Source organism: Mesorhizobium sp. 1B3 (assembly GCF_050958605.1).
GTDB lineage: Bacteria > Pseudomonadota > Alphaproteobacteria > Rhizobiales > Rhizobiaceae.
In genome coordinates this window covers 36606-51009 of the sequence record NZ_JBJHDO010000010.1, presented here as the reverse complement: position 1 = coordinate 51009, position 14404 = coordinate 36606, and the positions used below count along the sequence as shown (strand labels likewise).

The 14404-nt window shown below is 63.4% G+C and carries 14 protein-coding genes; 13 read left to right on the top strand and 1 reads right to left on the bottom strand.

What is annotated here, in order from left to right:
* The first annotated feature begins 202 nt into the window (after positions 1–202).
* On the top strand, positions 203–640 hold the full coding sequence (gene parS, locus ACCO56_RS23880) for a type II RES/Xre toxin-antitoxin system antitoxin (RefSeq protein WP_433643381.1): 438 nt from the start codon (positions 203–205) through the stop codon (positions 638–640).
* Positions 640–1101: an RES family NAD+ phosphorylase gene (locus ACCO56_RS23875; RefSeq protein WP_433643380.1), complete on the top strand. Its 462-nt coding sequence runs from the start codon at positions 640–642 to the stop codon at positions 1099–1101. The genes parS and ACCO56_RS23875 overlap by 1 nt, the downstream gene beginning before the upstream one ends.
* Before the next feature lie 27 nt (positions 1102–1128).
* Here ACCO56_RS23875 and ACCO56_RS23870 read toward each other — a convergent pair whose 3' ends face one another.
* On the bottom strand, positions 1129–2679 hold the full coding sequence (locus tag ACCO56_RS23870) for an acetolactate synthase large subunit (protein ID WP_433643379.1): 1551 nt from the start codon (positions 2677–2679) through the stop codon (positions 1129–1131).
* A gap of 582 nt (positions 2680–3261) precedes the next feature.
* On the opposite strand from ACCO56_RS23870, the gene ACCO56_RS23865 reads away from it, so the two are divergent.
* From ACCO56_RS23865 to ACCO56_RS23815, 11 genes are all read left to right on the top strand, one after another.
* Complete coding sequence (locus ACCO56_RS23865; protein WP_433643378.1) at positions 3262–4020, top strand: IclR family transcriptional regulator; 759 nt, start codon at positions 3262–3264, stop codon at positions 4018–4020.
* A gap of 1 nt (position 4021) precedes the next feature.
* The gene (locus tag ACCO56_RS23860; RefSeq protein ID WP_433643377.1) at positions 4022–5743 is read left to right on the top strand and encodes a hypothetical protein; all 1722 of its coding nucleotides are present in this window, start codon (positions 4022–4024) and stop codon (positions 5741–5743) included.
* A complete protein-coding gene (locus ACCO56_RS23855; RefSeq protein ID WP_433643376.1) occupies positions 5740–6471 on the top strand; it encodes a hypothetical protein in 732 nt (243 codons plus the stop codon). The genes ACCO56_RS23860 and ACCO56_RS23855 overlap by 4 nt, the downstream gene beginning before the upstream one ends.
* The gene (locus ACCO56_RS23850; protein ID WP_433643375.1) at positions 6468–7436 is read left to right on the top strand and encodes a dipeptidase; all 969 of its coding nucleotides are present in this window, start codon (positions 6468–6470) and stop codon (positions 7434–7436) included. The genes ACCO56_RS23855 and ACCO56_RS23850 overlap by 4 nt, the downstream gene beginning before the upstream one ends.
* Positions 7437–7456: 20 nt before the next feature.
* A complete protein-coding gene (locus ACCO56_RS23845; RefSeq protein WP_433643374.1) occupies positions 7457–8503 on the top strand; it encodes an ABC transporter substrate-binding protein in 1047 nt (348 codons plus the stop codon).
* A 92-nt stretch (positions 8504–8595) separates the two neighbouring features.
* Positions 8596–9444 (top strand): ABC transporter permease, encoded by an 849-nt coding sequence (locus tag ACCO56_RS23840; protein WP_433643373.1) that lies wholly within the window; start codon positions 8596–8598, stop codon positions 9442–9444.
* Between the two features lie 2 nt (positions 9445–9446).
* Entirely contained in the window at positions 9447–10238 is a 792-nt protein-coding gene (locus ACCO56_RS23835) for an ABC transporter permease (RefSeq protein ID WP_433643372.1), read from the top strand.
* 39 nt (positions 10239–10277) lie between these two features.
* A complete protein-coding gene (locus ACCO56_RS23830; protein WP_433643371.1) occupies positions 10278–11342 on the top strand; it encodes an ABC transporter ATP-binding protein in 1065 nt (354 codons plus the stop codon).
* 28 nt (positions 11343–11370) lie between these two features.
* A complete protein-coding gene (locus ACCO56_RS23825; protein WP_433643369.1) occupies positions 11371–11760 on the top strand; it encodes a RidA family protein in 390 nt (129 codons plus the stop codon).
* A gap of 130 nt (positions 11761–11890) precedes the next feature.
* Positions 11891–12913 (top strand): ABC transporter substrate-binding protein, encoded by a 1023-nt coding sequence (locus tag ACCO56_RS23820; RefSeq protein ID WP_433643368.1) that lies wholly within the window; start codon positions 11891–11893, stop codon positions 12911–12913.
* A 123-nt stretch (positions 12914–13036) separates the two neighbouring features.
* Positions 13037–14239 (top strand): pyridoxal-phosphate-dependent aminotransferase family protein, encoded by a 1203-nt coding sequence (locus tag ACCO56_RS23815; protein ID WP_433643367.1) that lies wholly within the window; start codon positions 13037–13039, stop codon positions 14237–14239.
* The last annotated feature ends 165 nt before the right edge of the window (positions 14240–14404 follow it).

Genomic DNA, 14404 nt, shown 5'->3' with positions numbered 1-14404 from the left:
AATACGAAACGTGAACAGAGTTGTGCTCGCTGCCAGGGCGATTGCGCCGATCACTCGGGTGGCCGTCCGCATCGATCCGGGGAATGCTGGCTCAGTCCCGCCATACTTCCAACGCGCCACGGCCCCGACGGATTGCTGTTCTTGCTGATCGGCAATTTGCTGCTTATATCTGTGGCAGATTGCCGATCAGCAGGAGGCCGTCATGTCGATTGCCATTGTCGAGGAGGTCGCACGAAAGCTTGGTGGCCAGAGCGTGCTCGGCAGGGCCGTGCGTTCGCAAGCGGACCTGGCCTTGGCCGTCCGCAGCAGGCTTCCACTCACTGCGCTTCTCGGCCTTAGCCGGGCAGGAATGACCGAGCAGGAAATCGAAAGGCTCGTGATCCCGCAGCGCACTCGTCGTCACCGCGCAAATAAGCAGCAGCCCCTGACGGTGGAAGAGTCCGATCGCGCGGTCCGACTCCTTCGCGTCCAGTCTCTGGCCGAACAGACCTTCGGGGACCAGAGCAAGGCCAACCGGTGGCTTCGTCGTCCGCTCATCGAACTCGCCGGCGAAACACCGCTCGTTGTGGCACAAACCGAAGCCGGCGCGCGCGTGGTCGAGACCATCCTTGGCAAGATCGCTTGGGGTGCTGCCGCCTGATGTTGCTCTGGCGCCTGTCGGGCACACAGTACGCACAGGCGCTCGATGGCGGTTACGGCCTTCATTTTGACGGGCGCTGGAACACAGTTGGCCATGCCGTTACCTACTGCGCCACCTCTCCTGCCCTCTGTGTTCTTGAGAAGCTCGTCCATGTGGAGGATCCGACGCTACTGCCGGAACTCGTCATGGTCACATATGAGTTACCGGACACCGTAACGATAGAGGACGTCGGGTTGGCAGGCCTTCCGTCGGATTGGCGCCGACACGAGGCCTGGAGCCAAAAAAGGGGCGATGAATGGCACGAAGGACGCTCGACGCTGTTGTTGCGCGTCCCTTCCGCCATCGTGCCTGTCGCCAACTCTTCGGATCTGAACGTGCTGATAAACCACGGCCATCCCGGTGCGGCTGATATCCGCATCGCTGGCCTGGAACCCTTCTCGCTCGATCCGCGCCTCTTTTGAGGCCTTATGGCAGGACGCGACTTGATCCTAGATCCGGGCTTCGATCAGGAAGGGACCTTTGCGCGAAAGGGCCGAGCCGAACAGATCGGTGAACTGCTCGATCGTATCGGCACGGGCCGCCTCGACCCCCATGCCGCGAGCCAATGAGCACCAATCCAGTTCGGGCGAATCGAGATCGAGCATGCGACGGGCATTGCGGCCGAATTCATTGACACCGACATTGCGCATCTCACCTTGCAGGATAGCGTAGGCGCGATTGGACAATATGACTGTCACCACGTCCAGATTCTCGCGGGCCTGCGTCCACAAACCCTGAACGGTGTACATGCCGCTGCCGTCGGCCTGCATGGCCACCACCTTGCGGTCCGGGCAAGCGATGCCGGCGCCGACGGCAAGGGGAATTCCGCCGCCGATCGCGCCACCTGTGAGAGGAATGTGGTCATGCGGAACCAGCCCCGGCGCGAGTGCGGCCAGCCTGCGACCGGAAGTGACGGATTCGTCGCAGACGATCGCGTTTTCCGGCAAGGCGCGCGCCACGGCAACGCAAACGCTGTCGGCGTTGAGATCGCCGACAGGCGCGGCGATCTCGCGCTGTGTGAAGCGGTTGGCTGGGAAGGCCGAATCCTTGCGAACGCCGATTTCCTCGGCCAACGTGCCAAGCGCCTCCGCGAGATCGTTCTCGTGCCCCGCCAGCTCTATGATCTCGCAGTCGGGCCGAAGCGTGGTGCTCGGCTTGCCCGGATACGCGAAGAAGCCGACCGGCTGCTTCCCCCCGACGCAGATCGCAACGTCGAACTCGGCCAACGCCGCAACCGCTTGGTCGATAATGTATGGAATGGGGCGCGCTGCGACGCGGCCCGCACCGCGTTCTGAGCGATCCGAGGTCTGAGAAAACAGGGCAGCGCCCGTGCTCGCCGAAATCCGTCCCGCCGTTTCCAACGCATGCGCGCGCAACGCCCGTCCGGCAAGGATGATGGCTACGCGCCTGCCGCTGCGCAAAGCCTCTGCGGCGGCAGCCAACGCGTCGCCGGCAATTGCCGGCCGTGGCGGCAGGGTCACGGCCGATAAGCTTTCGGGCGCCACCTCGCCCCAGGCAGCGTCGGCAGGCAGAATCATGGTGGAGACGCCGCGCCGCATCAAGGCGGCCGTATAGGCCTCCTCCGTCTTCGCCCGAACGTCGGCGGGAGTTGCGATACGGCCGACCCAGTGCGACATCGGCTTCGCCAAGCTTTCGATATCGCTGGTCAGCGGTGCGTCATACCGCAGGTGGTAGCTGGCGTGGTCACCCACAATATTGACCATGGGCGTCCGAGCGCGCCGTGCGTTGTGCAGGTTTGCGAGGCCGTTGGCGAGGCCGGGCCCGGTATGCAGCAGCGTCGCCGCCGGCTTGTCGGCCATCCGGGCGTAGCCATCCGCCGCCCCAGTCACCACGCCTTCCGCGAGGCCCAGGACGCAACGCATTTGTGGCTTGCGATCGAGCGCCGCCACGAAGTGCATCTCCGATGTGCCGGGATTGGCGAAACAGACGTCCACACCGTTGACCAGCAACACGTCGCAAAGCATGTCGGCGCCGTTCATTCTGCACTCGTCCTTGTCTAGCTGAACAAAAGAGAGGGACCGGCAGCGCGCTGCGGGCGTTCGAGCCATTTCCCGGCACGAGCGCCCTCCTCGCAGCCTGCCATCCCCGTTCGCGAGCATTATCATCGCTCATTATTCTGAGCAACCTTGAAGCAGCCTCTTGATCAGCTCCGGGCCGAGGAACTTTCCCGCCCCGGGAAAGTGGGCATGCCGACTTCAGTCCCGCTTAGGGATTTCTGTAAGGCCGATAAGGGGGCCGATTCTGTCTTCTCGCCATTGGCGCTTTACACATAACGCCGCTCGCATCGGTCATGCGGCTCACAAAGCGAATGCCGGTAGCATTGCGAACCGAATAAACGACCTGACTTGCGAAGCCTCGTTCTCCGATTCGACCTAAATGCATCTGGCCGGACCGCCTATGCGTGGCCATAATTTTAGCCAAAAGAACGCGATCGGCGTGTCTGAAACCAAAAAATATTGCCCAGTAGTTCCAAGCGTTTGCCGGAAAACGGCCTCTTCGACAGACCGAAGTGACCGCCGCCGCGGTTGACAGCTCCGACGCTTGGCTGAATTATATTTTTTATGGATACGTCATATTCGAATAGAATACAAGAGCACAGCGGCGTCAGGCCGCTGTCCACCGTCATCAAGACGCTGGCCGTGCTCGACGTTCTTGCCGCGAGCGGGCGCGGAATGCGGTTGCCGGAAATCGCATCCGCCATGCAGCTGTCGCGACCTACCGCCTACCAACGGCTGCTGACCCTGATCGAGGCGGGCTGGGTCGAGCAGGACCAGGAGATGCGCTATCGGCTTTCCATGCATGCCTGCCGCTTCGCCGGAGCCGCGTTGGAACAGGCCGACCTCGGCACACGCGTCCAGCCCGTGCTCGAGGCCCTCGTAGCCAAGGTCAAGGAGACAGCATCGGTCGCGGTCATCGACCGGGGGCTGCCCTTCATCGTCTCTCGCGTCGATTCCGAAAGCCTGCTGCGGGCCGAGCAGAAGCTCGGCACGACGATGTCGCTCAGCGGCTCGGCTTCCGGCCGCATCCTGACCGCCTTCGCCGACGAGGCGACGCTGGCAAGATTGCGCCAAAGCGGGGAAGACTTCGCCCCGGAAGAAATCCTCGTCGAGGCCCGCGCCAACGGTTACGCGGTCTCCAGCGGCTACACCAAGAGCGGCGTCATCGCCATTGCCGCGCCGGTCTTCGATCTCAACGGCAGGTGTTTCGCGACGCTATCGCTCGTCATGCCGGAGACGCGTTTCGTCCTCGATACTTTCAAGCAGCCGCTGATCGCGGCGGCCGGGGAAATTACCAGCATCCAGCAGGGAAAACATCGGTGAGATGACCGACATGACGCAGCCCACCAACGGGCCGGACGTGACCGCGCGCATGCGCGCGGGATCGCAAGTGATGAGGCCTGAAAGCCTGGCCGCCAGCCAACCGTCGCGCCTGAGCGGGGCGCGCGCCTTCATGAACAGGATGCTGCGCGAGCGCTGGGACATCTCGATCGTCCGCTTCGACGTCGAGCCGAATGCGGAGGGCACCGTCGTCTATTCGATCAAGGCCCCCGATCGCGAATTCAGCTTCATAGCCTTCTCGCGTCCGCCGAGCCGGACCGCTCGCACCGGCCGCATCATCGGGCAGGCCTGGGACATGATGGGCACGCTCAACGAAGGACCGGCTGATGAGGCCGACATCGAAGCGGCTCGACGCGAGCTGCCGAAGCTCTACACCGGTCGAGCCACGCCGAACGCGCTCATCTGGTGCCGTTCGAACCGCTCGATGCGCGTCTTCGACCAGACGCTCGAGGCGTTGGCAGCCGGCCGCCAGCCGGCGATGGAGGACCTCTCCAAGGTGTGCTATCTCATGCGCAACACCGGCCTCGACGGCAACGGCACTTTCGGCACCCGTTCGTTCCCGTCGCTCGGCCGCGACCATCCGCTGGGCGGGGTGCTGCAGGCGCAATTGCTCACCGCCTACATGATGCGCGAATATTCCTGTGACCTCGTCGAGCATCTGGCCCGCCTCCAATCCGACGAAGCCGTGCCGCTCGACCCCTCGATCCGTCGCTATCTCGGCGTGGGCAACGGTTCCGCCCTCGGCCTGATCTTCTTCATCCACAACCACCCCCGCCTGATCAACGCCTGGATCCGTGCCCGTGAAACGGCGATCGCCAGGGCGCGCGGACTCGAACTCCAGGCTACCGACACGCGCATTGCACAGCTGATCGACCTTTTGCAGACTGCCATCACATTCCGGCGCCAGGACCGGATGGTCTACGAGGCCTTCACCTCCAGCGCCGACATCGCCGACGATCTCGCACAGGCGCTCGACGCGCTCACAGCATTCCGCGACAGCGGCCGCATCCACGGCGAGACACATGCGGCGCCGCTCGACGTGCTGGTCTCGCGCTTTGAGAAGACCGCCAGCCCGGAGGCGTTCGAAACGCTGCTCGTGCTCCTCATCGAGCTCGTCCCCGAGGAGGCCGACGCGCTCTTTGCCGGAATAGACGCACCCGACGAGTTCACCGTGTCGCCCGCCGAGACGGTCGCCAGCCTTTCCGAGCTGATCCGTCGAGACTATCGCTGGGCGCTCGACACCGACATGGCGGCGGCGGGCGCCTATAAATATGTCTGGTACAAATCCGAGACCGCTGAGGAGCCGCGCCGCGGCGCCCGCGAAGAAGTGCCGGACGCTCTCGATCTCGGCCTGGATGTCTGCGGCGGCGTCCAGGCGCTGATGGCCGACATCGAGGCGGTGGACCCGTCGACCACGGTCGCGCGGCTGCTGCTGAAGCATCCCGAGCATCGCCATCTCGTCGCCCGCATCCAAAGCCTGCGCGATGAGCAGTTCCACACGCCGCACGCCAACATCAATTCAGAGAATTTCGTACCGATCGATCTCGTGCGGCTGATGAACTGCGGCATCCACGGCGTCGACAAGACGCGAGACTTCCTCAACCGCAACCTGCGCGGCGTGCTCTACCATGGCGCCCCGACCCCAGACGAAATTCGCTCCGGCTTCGCAGGCACATGGTTCTATCCCGCGGAGCCGATCCAATGAGCGTTTGCCAGTCCGATCAGATCCTGCGCGTCATGCCGCGCGAAATGCGCATGATGTCGCAACGCATCCTGTCCTTGACGGGCCAGCCGAAGGGTCTCTGCCTCGCCGTCCAGGACGTGCCCATGTATTCGCAGAAACTCGGCCTCGGCGGCTTCGCGCTGCTGGAGAAGCGCTTCGACGAGCTCTGCCGGATGCGCCCGGAAAACATCGCCATCGTCTCCGAGGAGGCTGCCAGGCTGCGTCTCGACGGCAACGGCCAGCACGCCTGGTTCGTGCTGCCGGCGGTGATCGACCTGCTCGGCGAACTCGCCACGCGCTTCAGCGAGGCCGAGGTCGTCGTCGCGGACGCGCTCGACCCTGAGGAATTCAAGGTCGCCGAGGCATTCGCTAACCGCAACGGATTGTCCGTGGCCATGACCCTGGGCGGCGAGGCAGTCCTGACGGCGAAACCTCGGGCGCTTTCCGGTGACGTCAGGCACGACGATCCATTGCTCTGGTCGCTGCTCGAGGACGGGCTGCAGGTCCAGGCGGAATTGTGGTGGCGCATTTACCATCAGGCCAAGAAGGCGCTTGCCGCCGACAGCGTGGTCTCGCGACGGCACGCCGGTCCGATAATCGTCAATCAGGACGGTACCGTCATCGGCCGCAAGGACAATGATGACGATACCGACGTCGGCTTCCTCGTAGCGCCCCGCGCCGAAACTCGAACGGAAAGCACCAACTCATGATCATTGATGGATTGCAATGCGGTCACTTCGACCGGCAGGCGTTTCAGTCCCTGCAGACAGCCAAGGTCGGCGGCGTCGTGGTGACCTGCGGATTCTGGGAAGGCGCGGTGGAATCGCTGGATTCGCTTGGTCGCTGGCGCGATCTGGTGCGCGAGAACGCCGATGTCGCGGAGATCGCGACCACGGCTGCCGAAGTCGAACGCATCGGCCGCGAGGGCAAGGTGGCGGTGATCCTCGGCTACCAGAACGCCAATCTGTTCGAGGGCCGCATACGCTTCGTCGAGCTTTTCGCGGAACTCGGCGTGCGGGTCGTCCAGCTCACCTATAACAACCAGAACGAACTTGCCGGCAGCTGCTACGAGGCCGAGGATTCCGGTCTCGCGCGTTTCGGTAGGGAAGTCGTGCGCGAAATGAATGCCGCCGGCATGCTGGTCGATTGCAGCCATGTCGGCGACCGCTCGACACTCGACGCCATCGAAGCTTCTTCCAAGCCGATCGCGGTGACGCACGCCAATGCGCGCTCGCTGTTCGACCACAAGCGCAACAAGTCGGACGACGTATTGAAGGCACTCGGCCAGACGGGCGGCGTGATCGGCTGCGCCGCCTACCGCAATATCACCGGAGACGAGTACTGCAGTTCGATCGAGGCGTGGTGCGGCATGGTCGCGCGCACGGCCGAGATCGCGGGCGTCGACTCGGTCGCCATCGGCACGGATCGCAGCCACAACTTCACCGCGCCGGACTATGCCTGGATGCGCCAGGGCCGCTGGACCCGCGGCGCGGATTATGGCGCCAGCGCCGCTGGGCGGCCGCTCAAGGCCCCGCCACCCGACTGGTTCCAGAAAGTGGAAGACATGGGCGTCATCCCCGGTGGTCTGAGGGCCGTCGGCTTCTCCGAGGAGGAGGTCGCCAAGATCACTCACAAGAACTGGCTCCGTCTCTACGAAGCCACATTCAGAGCCTGAAGGCCAAGGGAGGTAAAGCAATGACCGATCGCATCAACAAGGGCTTCTGGACGCCCGATCGCCGCATGTTCCTGAAGGGCGCGGGCGCCGCGCTCGCCTCGACCGTCGCCATGCCCTACGTGGCCAGGGCGCAGGAAAAGGTGCTCTACATCAACACCTGGGGCGGCCCGTGGGAAGAAGCTGCGCGCACCCATCTGTTCGATCCGTTCACAGCCGAAACGGGTATCGAGATCCGCACCGTTTCCCCGGTGTCCTTCGCCAAGCTTGCCCAGCAGACCAAGACCGGCACCTACGAATTCGACGTCACCACGCTCGGCGGCGGCGAACTGGTACGCGCCAACCAGGCAGGCATCATCGAGGATCTCGAAGCGCCCTATCCCGACGGCCTCTTCGAGAACGGCGTCGCCTCGCACGCTTTCGCGACCGTGATGGCCTGGCGCACAGACCGCATCAAGGAAGGCCCCAAGACCTGGGCTGAGTTCTGGGACGTCGAGAAGTTCCGCGGCGCCCGTTCGCTGCAGCGCTATTCGGCCCGCGTGCTGCCGATCGCGCTGCTCGCCGACGGCGTGGAGGTCAAGGACCTTTATCCGCTCGACGTCGACCGCGCCTTTGCCTCGCTTGACCGTATCAAGGATCACATCCGCGTCTGGTGGACGGCCGGTGCCCAATCGACCCAGATCCTGCGCGACGGCGAAGTCGACCTGATCGGCATCTGGCATGGCCGCTACTACGAGGCCGAGGAGGCCGGCGCATCTGTCGCCATGACCTGGAACCAGGGCGAAATCGAACGCGCCTACTGGGTCGTCGCCAAGGGCACGCCGAACGCCGAGAACGCCAGGAAGTTCATCGAATTCGCAGTCAGCGGCAAGCCGCTGGCGGGCTTCACGATGCAAGCGGACTACGGCCCGCTTAATCCGGCCGCCAACGAATTCGTGCCGGCCGATGCCGCCAAGCGCATGCCGACATCGCCCGAAAACTACAGCCAGACCTTCGAGCAGGACATGGCCAATTTCGGCGACGATCCGGCAGCCGTGGCGGAACGCTTCGAGGAATGGATCGCCGGCTGAGGCCCCTTCGGCATCAGGTATCGAGTCACCTTGGTGCTCTGCCGCGCCGAACGGCGCGGCAGAGCACCAAGGCATAGTTAAAGGGAAGAGCGATGGCTCTGAGCATCGCAACACTGAGCGCAAGAAAGAACCTGTGGCCGTGGCTTCTGCTCGCGCCGCTCGCCATTTACATGGCCGTGTTCTTCCTGGTGCCGCTCGCCGACGTGGCCGTCATGAGCGTGACCGAACCGCGCCCGACGCTCGCCAACTACGAACGGGTGCTCACCACGGCGCTCTATCAGCGCGTTTTCGTGAACACCTTCGCCACGGCGGCGATCGTCACGCTCTGTTGCCTGCTCGTCGGCTACCCGCTGGCCTATCTGATGGCCAACAGCAAGCCGCGGACCGCGATGCTTATCCTGCTTCTGGTGACGATGAGTTTCTGGACCTCGTTCCTGGTCCGCACCTACGCCTGGATGGTTCTGCTCGGCAACAATGGACCGCTGATCTGGCTGCTCCGCGCGCTCGGCATGGAGCAGCCGCCACAGATGCTGTTCACGCGCTTCTCGTCGACACTGGCAATGGTCCACATCCTCGCCCCCTACATGGTGATGAACATCTATTCCGTGATGAAGAAGATCGACCCGACGCTGATCCGCTCGGCCGAAAGCCTTGGCGCGCGCGGCCTGTCGCTGTTCCGCCATGTCTATCTGCCGCTGACGGCACCCGGCATCGCCAATGGTTCGGTGCTCGTCTTCGTCATCTGCCTCGGCTTCTACGTGACGCCGGTGCTGCTCGGCAGCCCGCGCGAGCAGATGATCGCCGGCCTCATCGGCAATCAGATCGATGAATTCCTGGCCTTCGGAATGGGTTCCGCCATGGCGATGGTGCTGCTCTTTGTGACGCTGGTGATCCTGACCATCTACCATCGTCGCTTCGGGCTGGACAAACTGTGGGGTTGACCATGAATCGCTTCATGCGCTGGCTCGGCATCGCGGTCGTTGTCTTCATCGCTGCACCGCTGGTAATCGTCGTACCGATGTCATTCTCGGAGGCGCGCTCCCTGCAGTTCCCGCCGCCCGGATACTGGCTCGGCTACTATACCGCCTATTTCACCGACATGACCTGGCTGCGTCCGACATGGAACAGCATTCTCATCGCCAGCGCCACGACGGTGCTGACCATGGCGCTCGTCGTGCCCGCCACCTTCGCCCTGGTCCGCCACCGCTTTCGCGGCAAGAGCATCGCCGACCTGATGATGCTGATGCCTCTCGCCGTACCGCATATCGTCATGGCCGTCGGTTACTATTCCTACTTCGGTGACATGGGCATCGTGCACACCCATCTGGGCGTCATCCTTGCCCATACCTGCCTGTCCGTGCCGATCGCCTTCCTGGTGCTCTCGGCCAATCTCAAGGGCTTCGACCGCACCCTCGAGCGCGCGGCGCAGAGCCTGGGGGCAAGCCCGACCAGGACGTTCATCCACGTGACGTTGCCGATCCTGCGGCCGGGCCTGATCATCAGCGCCCTCTTCGCCTTCATCCAGTCGTTCGACGAGACCGTGGTCGCGATCTTCATCTCGGGCCGCGGCGCCGAGACGCTGCCGCGCAAGATGTTCGACAGCATCCGGCAGGAGGCAGATCCGGTCATCGCCGTGATTTCGACGCTTCTGTTCGCGGCCGTGCTGATCGGCCTGACGGCACCGCTGCTGCTTGCCCGCTGGCGCAGCCGCCGCGCGCGCCTCGGCACCGCCTAGAACAATTCGCGGCATGCTTGCCATGCCCCAGGAGATCCCATGAGCAGCTATCTTCAGCTTTCCGGTATTTCGAAAACCTACGGTCAGTTCACTGCGCTCGAAGCAGTCGACCTCGACATCAAAAAGGGCGAGTTCGTTACCTTCCTGGGCCCCAGCGGCTCGGGCAAGACGACGACACTGATGATCATCGCCGGGTTCGAGACCGCGACCTCCGGCTCGGTCGATGTTGCCGGGAAATCGCTATTCGGCCTGGCTCCGCACGAGCGCAACATCGGCATCGTCTTTCAGAACTACGGGCTGTTCCCGCACAAGACGGCGGCGCAGAACGTCTATTTCCCACTGCAGATGCGCGGCTGGGATAAGGCGAAAGGTCTCAAGCGTGCGGAGGAAATGCTCGATCTCGTCGGGCTGAAGGGCTTCGGCCACCGTCACCCGAAGGAGCTCTCCGGCGGCCAGCAGCAGCGCGTGGCGCTGGCCCGCGCACTTGTCTTCGAACCTTCGCTGCTGTTGCTCGACGAACCGCTCGGCGCACTCGACAAGAACCTGCGCGAGCAGATGCAGATCGAGATCAAACGCATCCAGCGTGCCCTGGGCGTGACCACGATCTTCGTCACTCACGACCAGACCGAGGCGATGTCGATGTCCGACCGCATCGTGGTGTTCGAGCAGGGCCGCGTCCAGCAGGTTGCAACGCCGCTCGAACTCTACCATAAGCCCGAAACCAAGTTCGTCGCCGGCTTCATCGGCGAAAGCAATCTGGTCGATGCGACGATCACCGATGCCGCCGCGGGTGAGGCCGGGAACGCGGCCTTGGGTACGGTCGAATATGCGCAGACCGACAAGGCGGCAAACGGCGCGGCGGTCACGCTGATGATCCGCCCGGAGCACATCAAGCTGTCGCGCAATCCTATAGATGGGCGCAAGAACGTCCGCATGAAGGTCGAAACGATCGTCAATTATGGCGACAACGCCCTCGTCATCGGCAAGGTCGGCGACCAGGCGATGCGTGTTCGCGTCCTTGGCGCGGACGTCGTCATCATCAGGGAAGGCGAGGAATGCTGCATCAGCTGGACGCGCGATTCCGTCTACGTCATCGCCGCGTGATCCCGCGGTAAATCAGTGAAAGCAGCTCATGACCTCGACCATCGCAGCCGGCGACATCGCCGGCATGATCAATCGGTTCGGTGTCGGCAAACGCGCCAGCATCGCCGTCACCCACAACGGCACGGGCTTTTTCGCCGTCACGCCGCAGGCGCCCTACGATGCCGAACTGAGCACGGCGGACCAGGCCGCGCAGCTGCTCGCCAAGGCCGACGCGCGGCTTGCGGAAATCGGCAGCGGCAAGGACAAGCTCATCTTCGTCGCCATTATCCTGGCGGACATGGCCGACTACTCCGCCGTCAACGAAGTGTGGGACGGCTGGGTGGCCGACATCGCGCCGCCGGCCCGTGCCTGCTTCGAGGCTCGTCTCGCCAGCCCCGCGCTCAAGATCGAGATGATCATGGTCTGCGCGGCGGGATAGGCGAACCGCGCCAAGGCCGAAACGGCAAATCACCACACTATCATGCGGTCGACCGAGCCCACACGACAAGCTCGGGAAGACTGCGACACTCGGATTTTCAACCAGGGAGGTACCTACTTTGGAAAAGCCTTTGAACCTCAGATCCAACCGCCGCCAGTTCCTCGTCGGTTCCGCCGCGCTCGCCGGCGGCTTGGCCATGCCGGCGATATCCCGTGCCCAGACGGGGAGCATCTCCGTCAATTCCTGGGGCGGATCGTGGTTGGATTCTGCACGCGCCAATCTCTTCGATCCGTTCACGGCGGAAACCGGCATCAAGGTCGAGACGGTTTCGCCGGTGTCCTTCGCCAAGCTCGCCGCCCAGGTGAAGACCGGCGTCTATGAATTCGACGTCACGACTCTGGGCGCCGCCGAGCTTTTGCGCGCCAACCAGAGCGGGTTGCTGGAAGAGATCGAGGAATATTATCCGGGCGGACTCTTGCAGAACGGCATCGGCTCGCATGCTTTCGGTACGCTCATGGCATGGCGCACCGACAAATATGGCAACGAACCGAAGAGCTGGGCCGACTTCTGGGATGTCGAGCGCTTTCCCGGCAAGCGTTCGCTGCAACGCTATGCCGCGCGCGTCATGCCGATCGCGCTGCTCGCGGACGGTGTCGCCAGGGAAGATCTCTATCCGCTCGACGTCGATCGGGCTTTTGCCTCACTCGATCGCATCAAGGAGCAGGTCGTCGTCTGGTGGACGGCCGGCGAGCAGTCGGCGCAGATCCTGCGCGACGGCGAGGTCGACATGATCGGCATCTGGAACACCCGCTATTTTGCAGCGCAAGATGCAGGCGCACCGGTTGCCATGACCTGGGACGGCTGCATTCTCGATAAGGCCTACTGGGTCGTGGCCAAGGACACTCCCAACCTCGATGCGGCCAAGCAGTTCGTGAAATTCGCGACTTCTCCCAAGCCGCTCGCCGGCTTCGCCACGGCGCAGCAGGACGGGCCGCTCAATCCGGCGGCTCTGGAACTCATCGATCCGGCCAAGGCCGAGCGCATGCCCACCAATGCGCGCTACGCGAGTTCCGTCGTCGAACAGGACATCGAAAACTTCGGCGTCGATCCGGCCGAATTGGCCGAGCGGTTCGAGGAGTGGATCCTGAGCTGACCTGGCATCACACAGGCGTGGGGCGTGGACGATGTAATTCACGCTAGCAACTGCCAACGAGATAGGATGGCTCGGCTTGCCCGAGCCATCTCTCTTTCAACGTCCATCCCGGGAAGTCCGCCAATGAGCCTCGCTTTCGGCCGTCACTATCTGGCAATACCAGGCCCCTCCGTGATCCCAGATAGGGTACTCGGCGCGATGCATCGTGCGGCGCCCAACATCTACCAGGGCGAACTGGTGGAGATGATGCCCGGTCTGCTGCGGGATCTCAGGCGGGTGGCGCGAACGGAAGGGGCCAACGTCGCCATCTATATCTCCAACGGCCATGGTGCGTGGGAGGCCGTCAACGCAAACTTGCTCTCCCGGGGCGACAAGATCCTCGTCGCCGTAACGGGGCATTTCGGGAGAACATGGGCCCTGAGCGCGGAGAACATGGGCATCGAGGTCGAGACGATCGATTTCGGCAAGGAGCCCATCGATCCCGCCCGCGTCGAGGAGGCATTGGCGAACGACAGGGCGCATCGCATCAAGGCGGTATTCGCCACCCATACAGATACCGCGACCACGATCAGGAATGACATCAAAGCGGTTCGCCAAGCCATCGATGCCGCCCGGCATCCGGCCGCGCTCGTCGTGGATGCCATTGCGTCCCTCGGCTGCGACGAACTGTATTTCGACGATTGGGGAATCGATGTCTTGATTGGCGCAAGCCAGAAAGGCCTGATGACTCCCCCGGGTCTGGGCTTCGTCTGGTTTTCCCAGAAGGCGCTTGCCGCCTCGGAAGGCTCCGACCTCGTCACTCCTTACTGGGACTGGAGATTGCGCAGCCTCAGCACCGAATTCTATCGCTACTTCGGCGGGACCGCACCTACCCACCATCTATACGGCCTGCGAGAAGCATTGACCTTGCTGCTCGAAGAGGAAGGGCTGGAAGCTGCCTGGAGACGCCATGCGGTGCTGGCCTCCAGCGTGTGGGCCGCCGTGGAAACCTGGTCGCAAGAAGGCGACATCGCACTCAACGTTCCCGCCAGGTCTTCGCGATCTCATTCGGTGACGGGGATGCGCATAGGGAGCGGTGGCGCCGCTCGATTGCGCGAATGGTCGGAGAAGAACGCCGGCGTCACGCTGGGCATCGGACTTGGCATGGCAGCCCCAAACGAGCCCTCCTATGGCGATTTCCTGCGCGTCGCTCATATGGGCTATGTCAATGCCCACATGACGCTCGGTGTCCTGTCCGTGATGGAGGCGGGAATGCGCGCGCTTGGGATATCGCACGGAACCGGCGCTCTCGATGCCGCAGCACAGGTCATTGCCGAGGCGGTCTAGATCGCCGTGAGCCGATAGTACCGGCGGCAATCAGGATTTAGCCTTTGGGCAAGCCCTCATCCACCTGCCTGCACCTTCTTCCCGTTTTCCACGGCGAGAAGGACGATTTCGTCTTCGCTCTTGCCAATCGCGCGCCGTTGGCGACTGGCGAAACTCAAGCGGCCG

Coding starts and splice junctions, on each gene's coding strand:
- parS (WP_433643381.1), top strand. CDS start 203: ATGTCGATTGCCATTGTCGAGGAGGTCGCACGAAAGCTTGGTGGCCAG.
- ACCO56_RS23875 (WP_433643380.1), top strand. CDS start 640: ATGTTGCTCTGGCGCCTGTCGGGCACACAGTACGCACAGGCGCTCGAT.
- ACCO56_RS23870 (WP_433643379.1), bottom strand. CDS start 2,679: ATGAACGGCGCCGACATGCTTTGCGACGTGTTGCTGGTCAACGGTGTG.
- ACCO56_RS23865 (WP_433643378.1), top strand. CDS start 3,262: ATGGATACGTCATATTCGAATAGAATACAAGAGCACAGCGGCGTCAGG.
- ACCO56_RS23860 (WP_433643377.1), top strand. CDS start 4,022: ATGACCGACATGACGCAGCCCACCAACGGGCCGGACGTGACCGCGCGC.
- ACCO56_RS23855 (WP_433643376.1), top strand. CDS start 5,740: ATGAGCGTTTGCCAGTCCGATCAGATCCTGCGCGTCATGCCGCGCGAA.
- ACCO56_RS23850 (WP_433643375.1), top strand. CDS start 6,468: ATGATCATTGATGGATTGCAATGCGGTCACTTCGACCGGCAGGCGTTT.
- ACCO56_RS23845 (WP_433643374.1), top strand. CDS start 7,457: ATGACCGATCGCATCAACAAGGGCTTCTGGACGCCCGATCGCCGCATG.
- ACCO56_RS23840 (WP_433643373.1), top strand. CDS start 8,596: ATGGCTCTGAGCATCGCAACACTGAGCGCAAGAAAGAACCTGTGGCCG.
- ACCO56_RS23835 (WP_433643372.1), top strand. CDS start 9,447: ATGAATCGCTTCATGCGCTGGCTCGGCATCGCGGTCGTTGTCTTCATC.
- ACCO56_RS23830 (WP_433643371.1), top strand. CDS start 10,278: ATGAGCAGCTATCTTCAGCTTTCCGGTATTTCGAAAACCTACGGTCAG.
- ACCO56_RS23825 (WP_433643369.1), top strand. CDS start 11,371: ATGACCTCGACCATCGCAGCCGGCGACATCGCCGGCATGATCAATCGG.
- ACCO56_RS23815 (WP_433643367.1), top strand. CDS start 13,037: ATGAGCCTCGCTTTCGGCCGTCACTATCTGGCAATACCAGGCCCCTCC.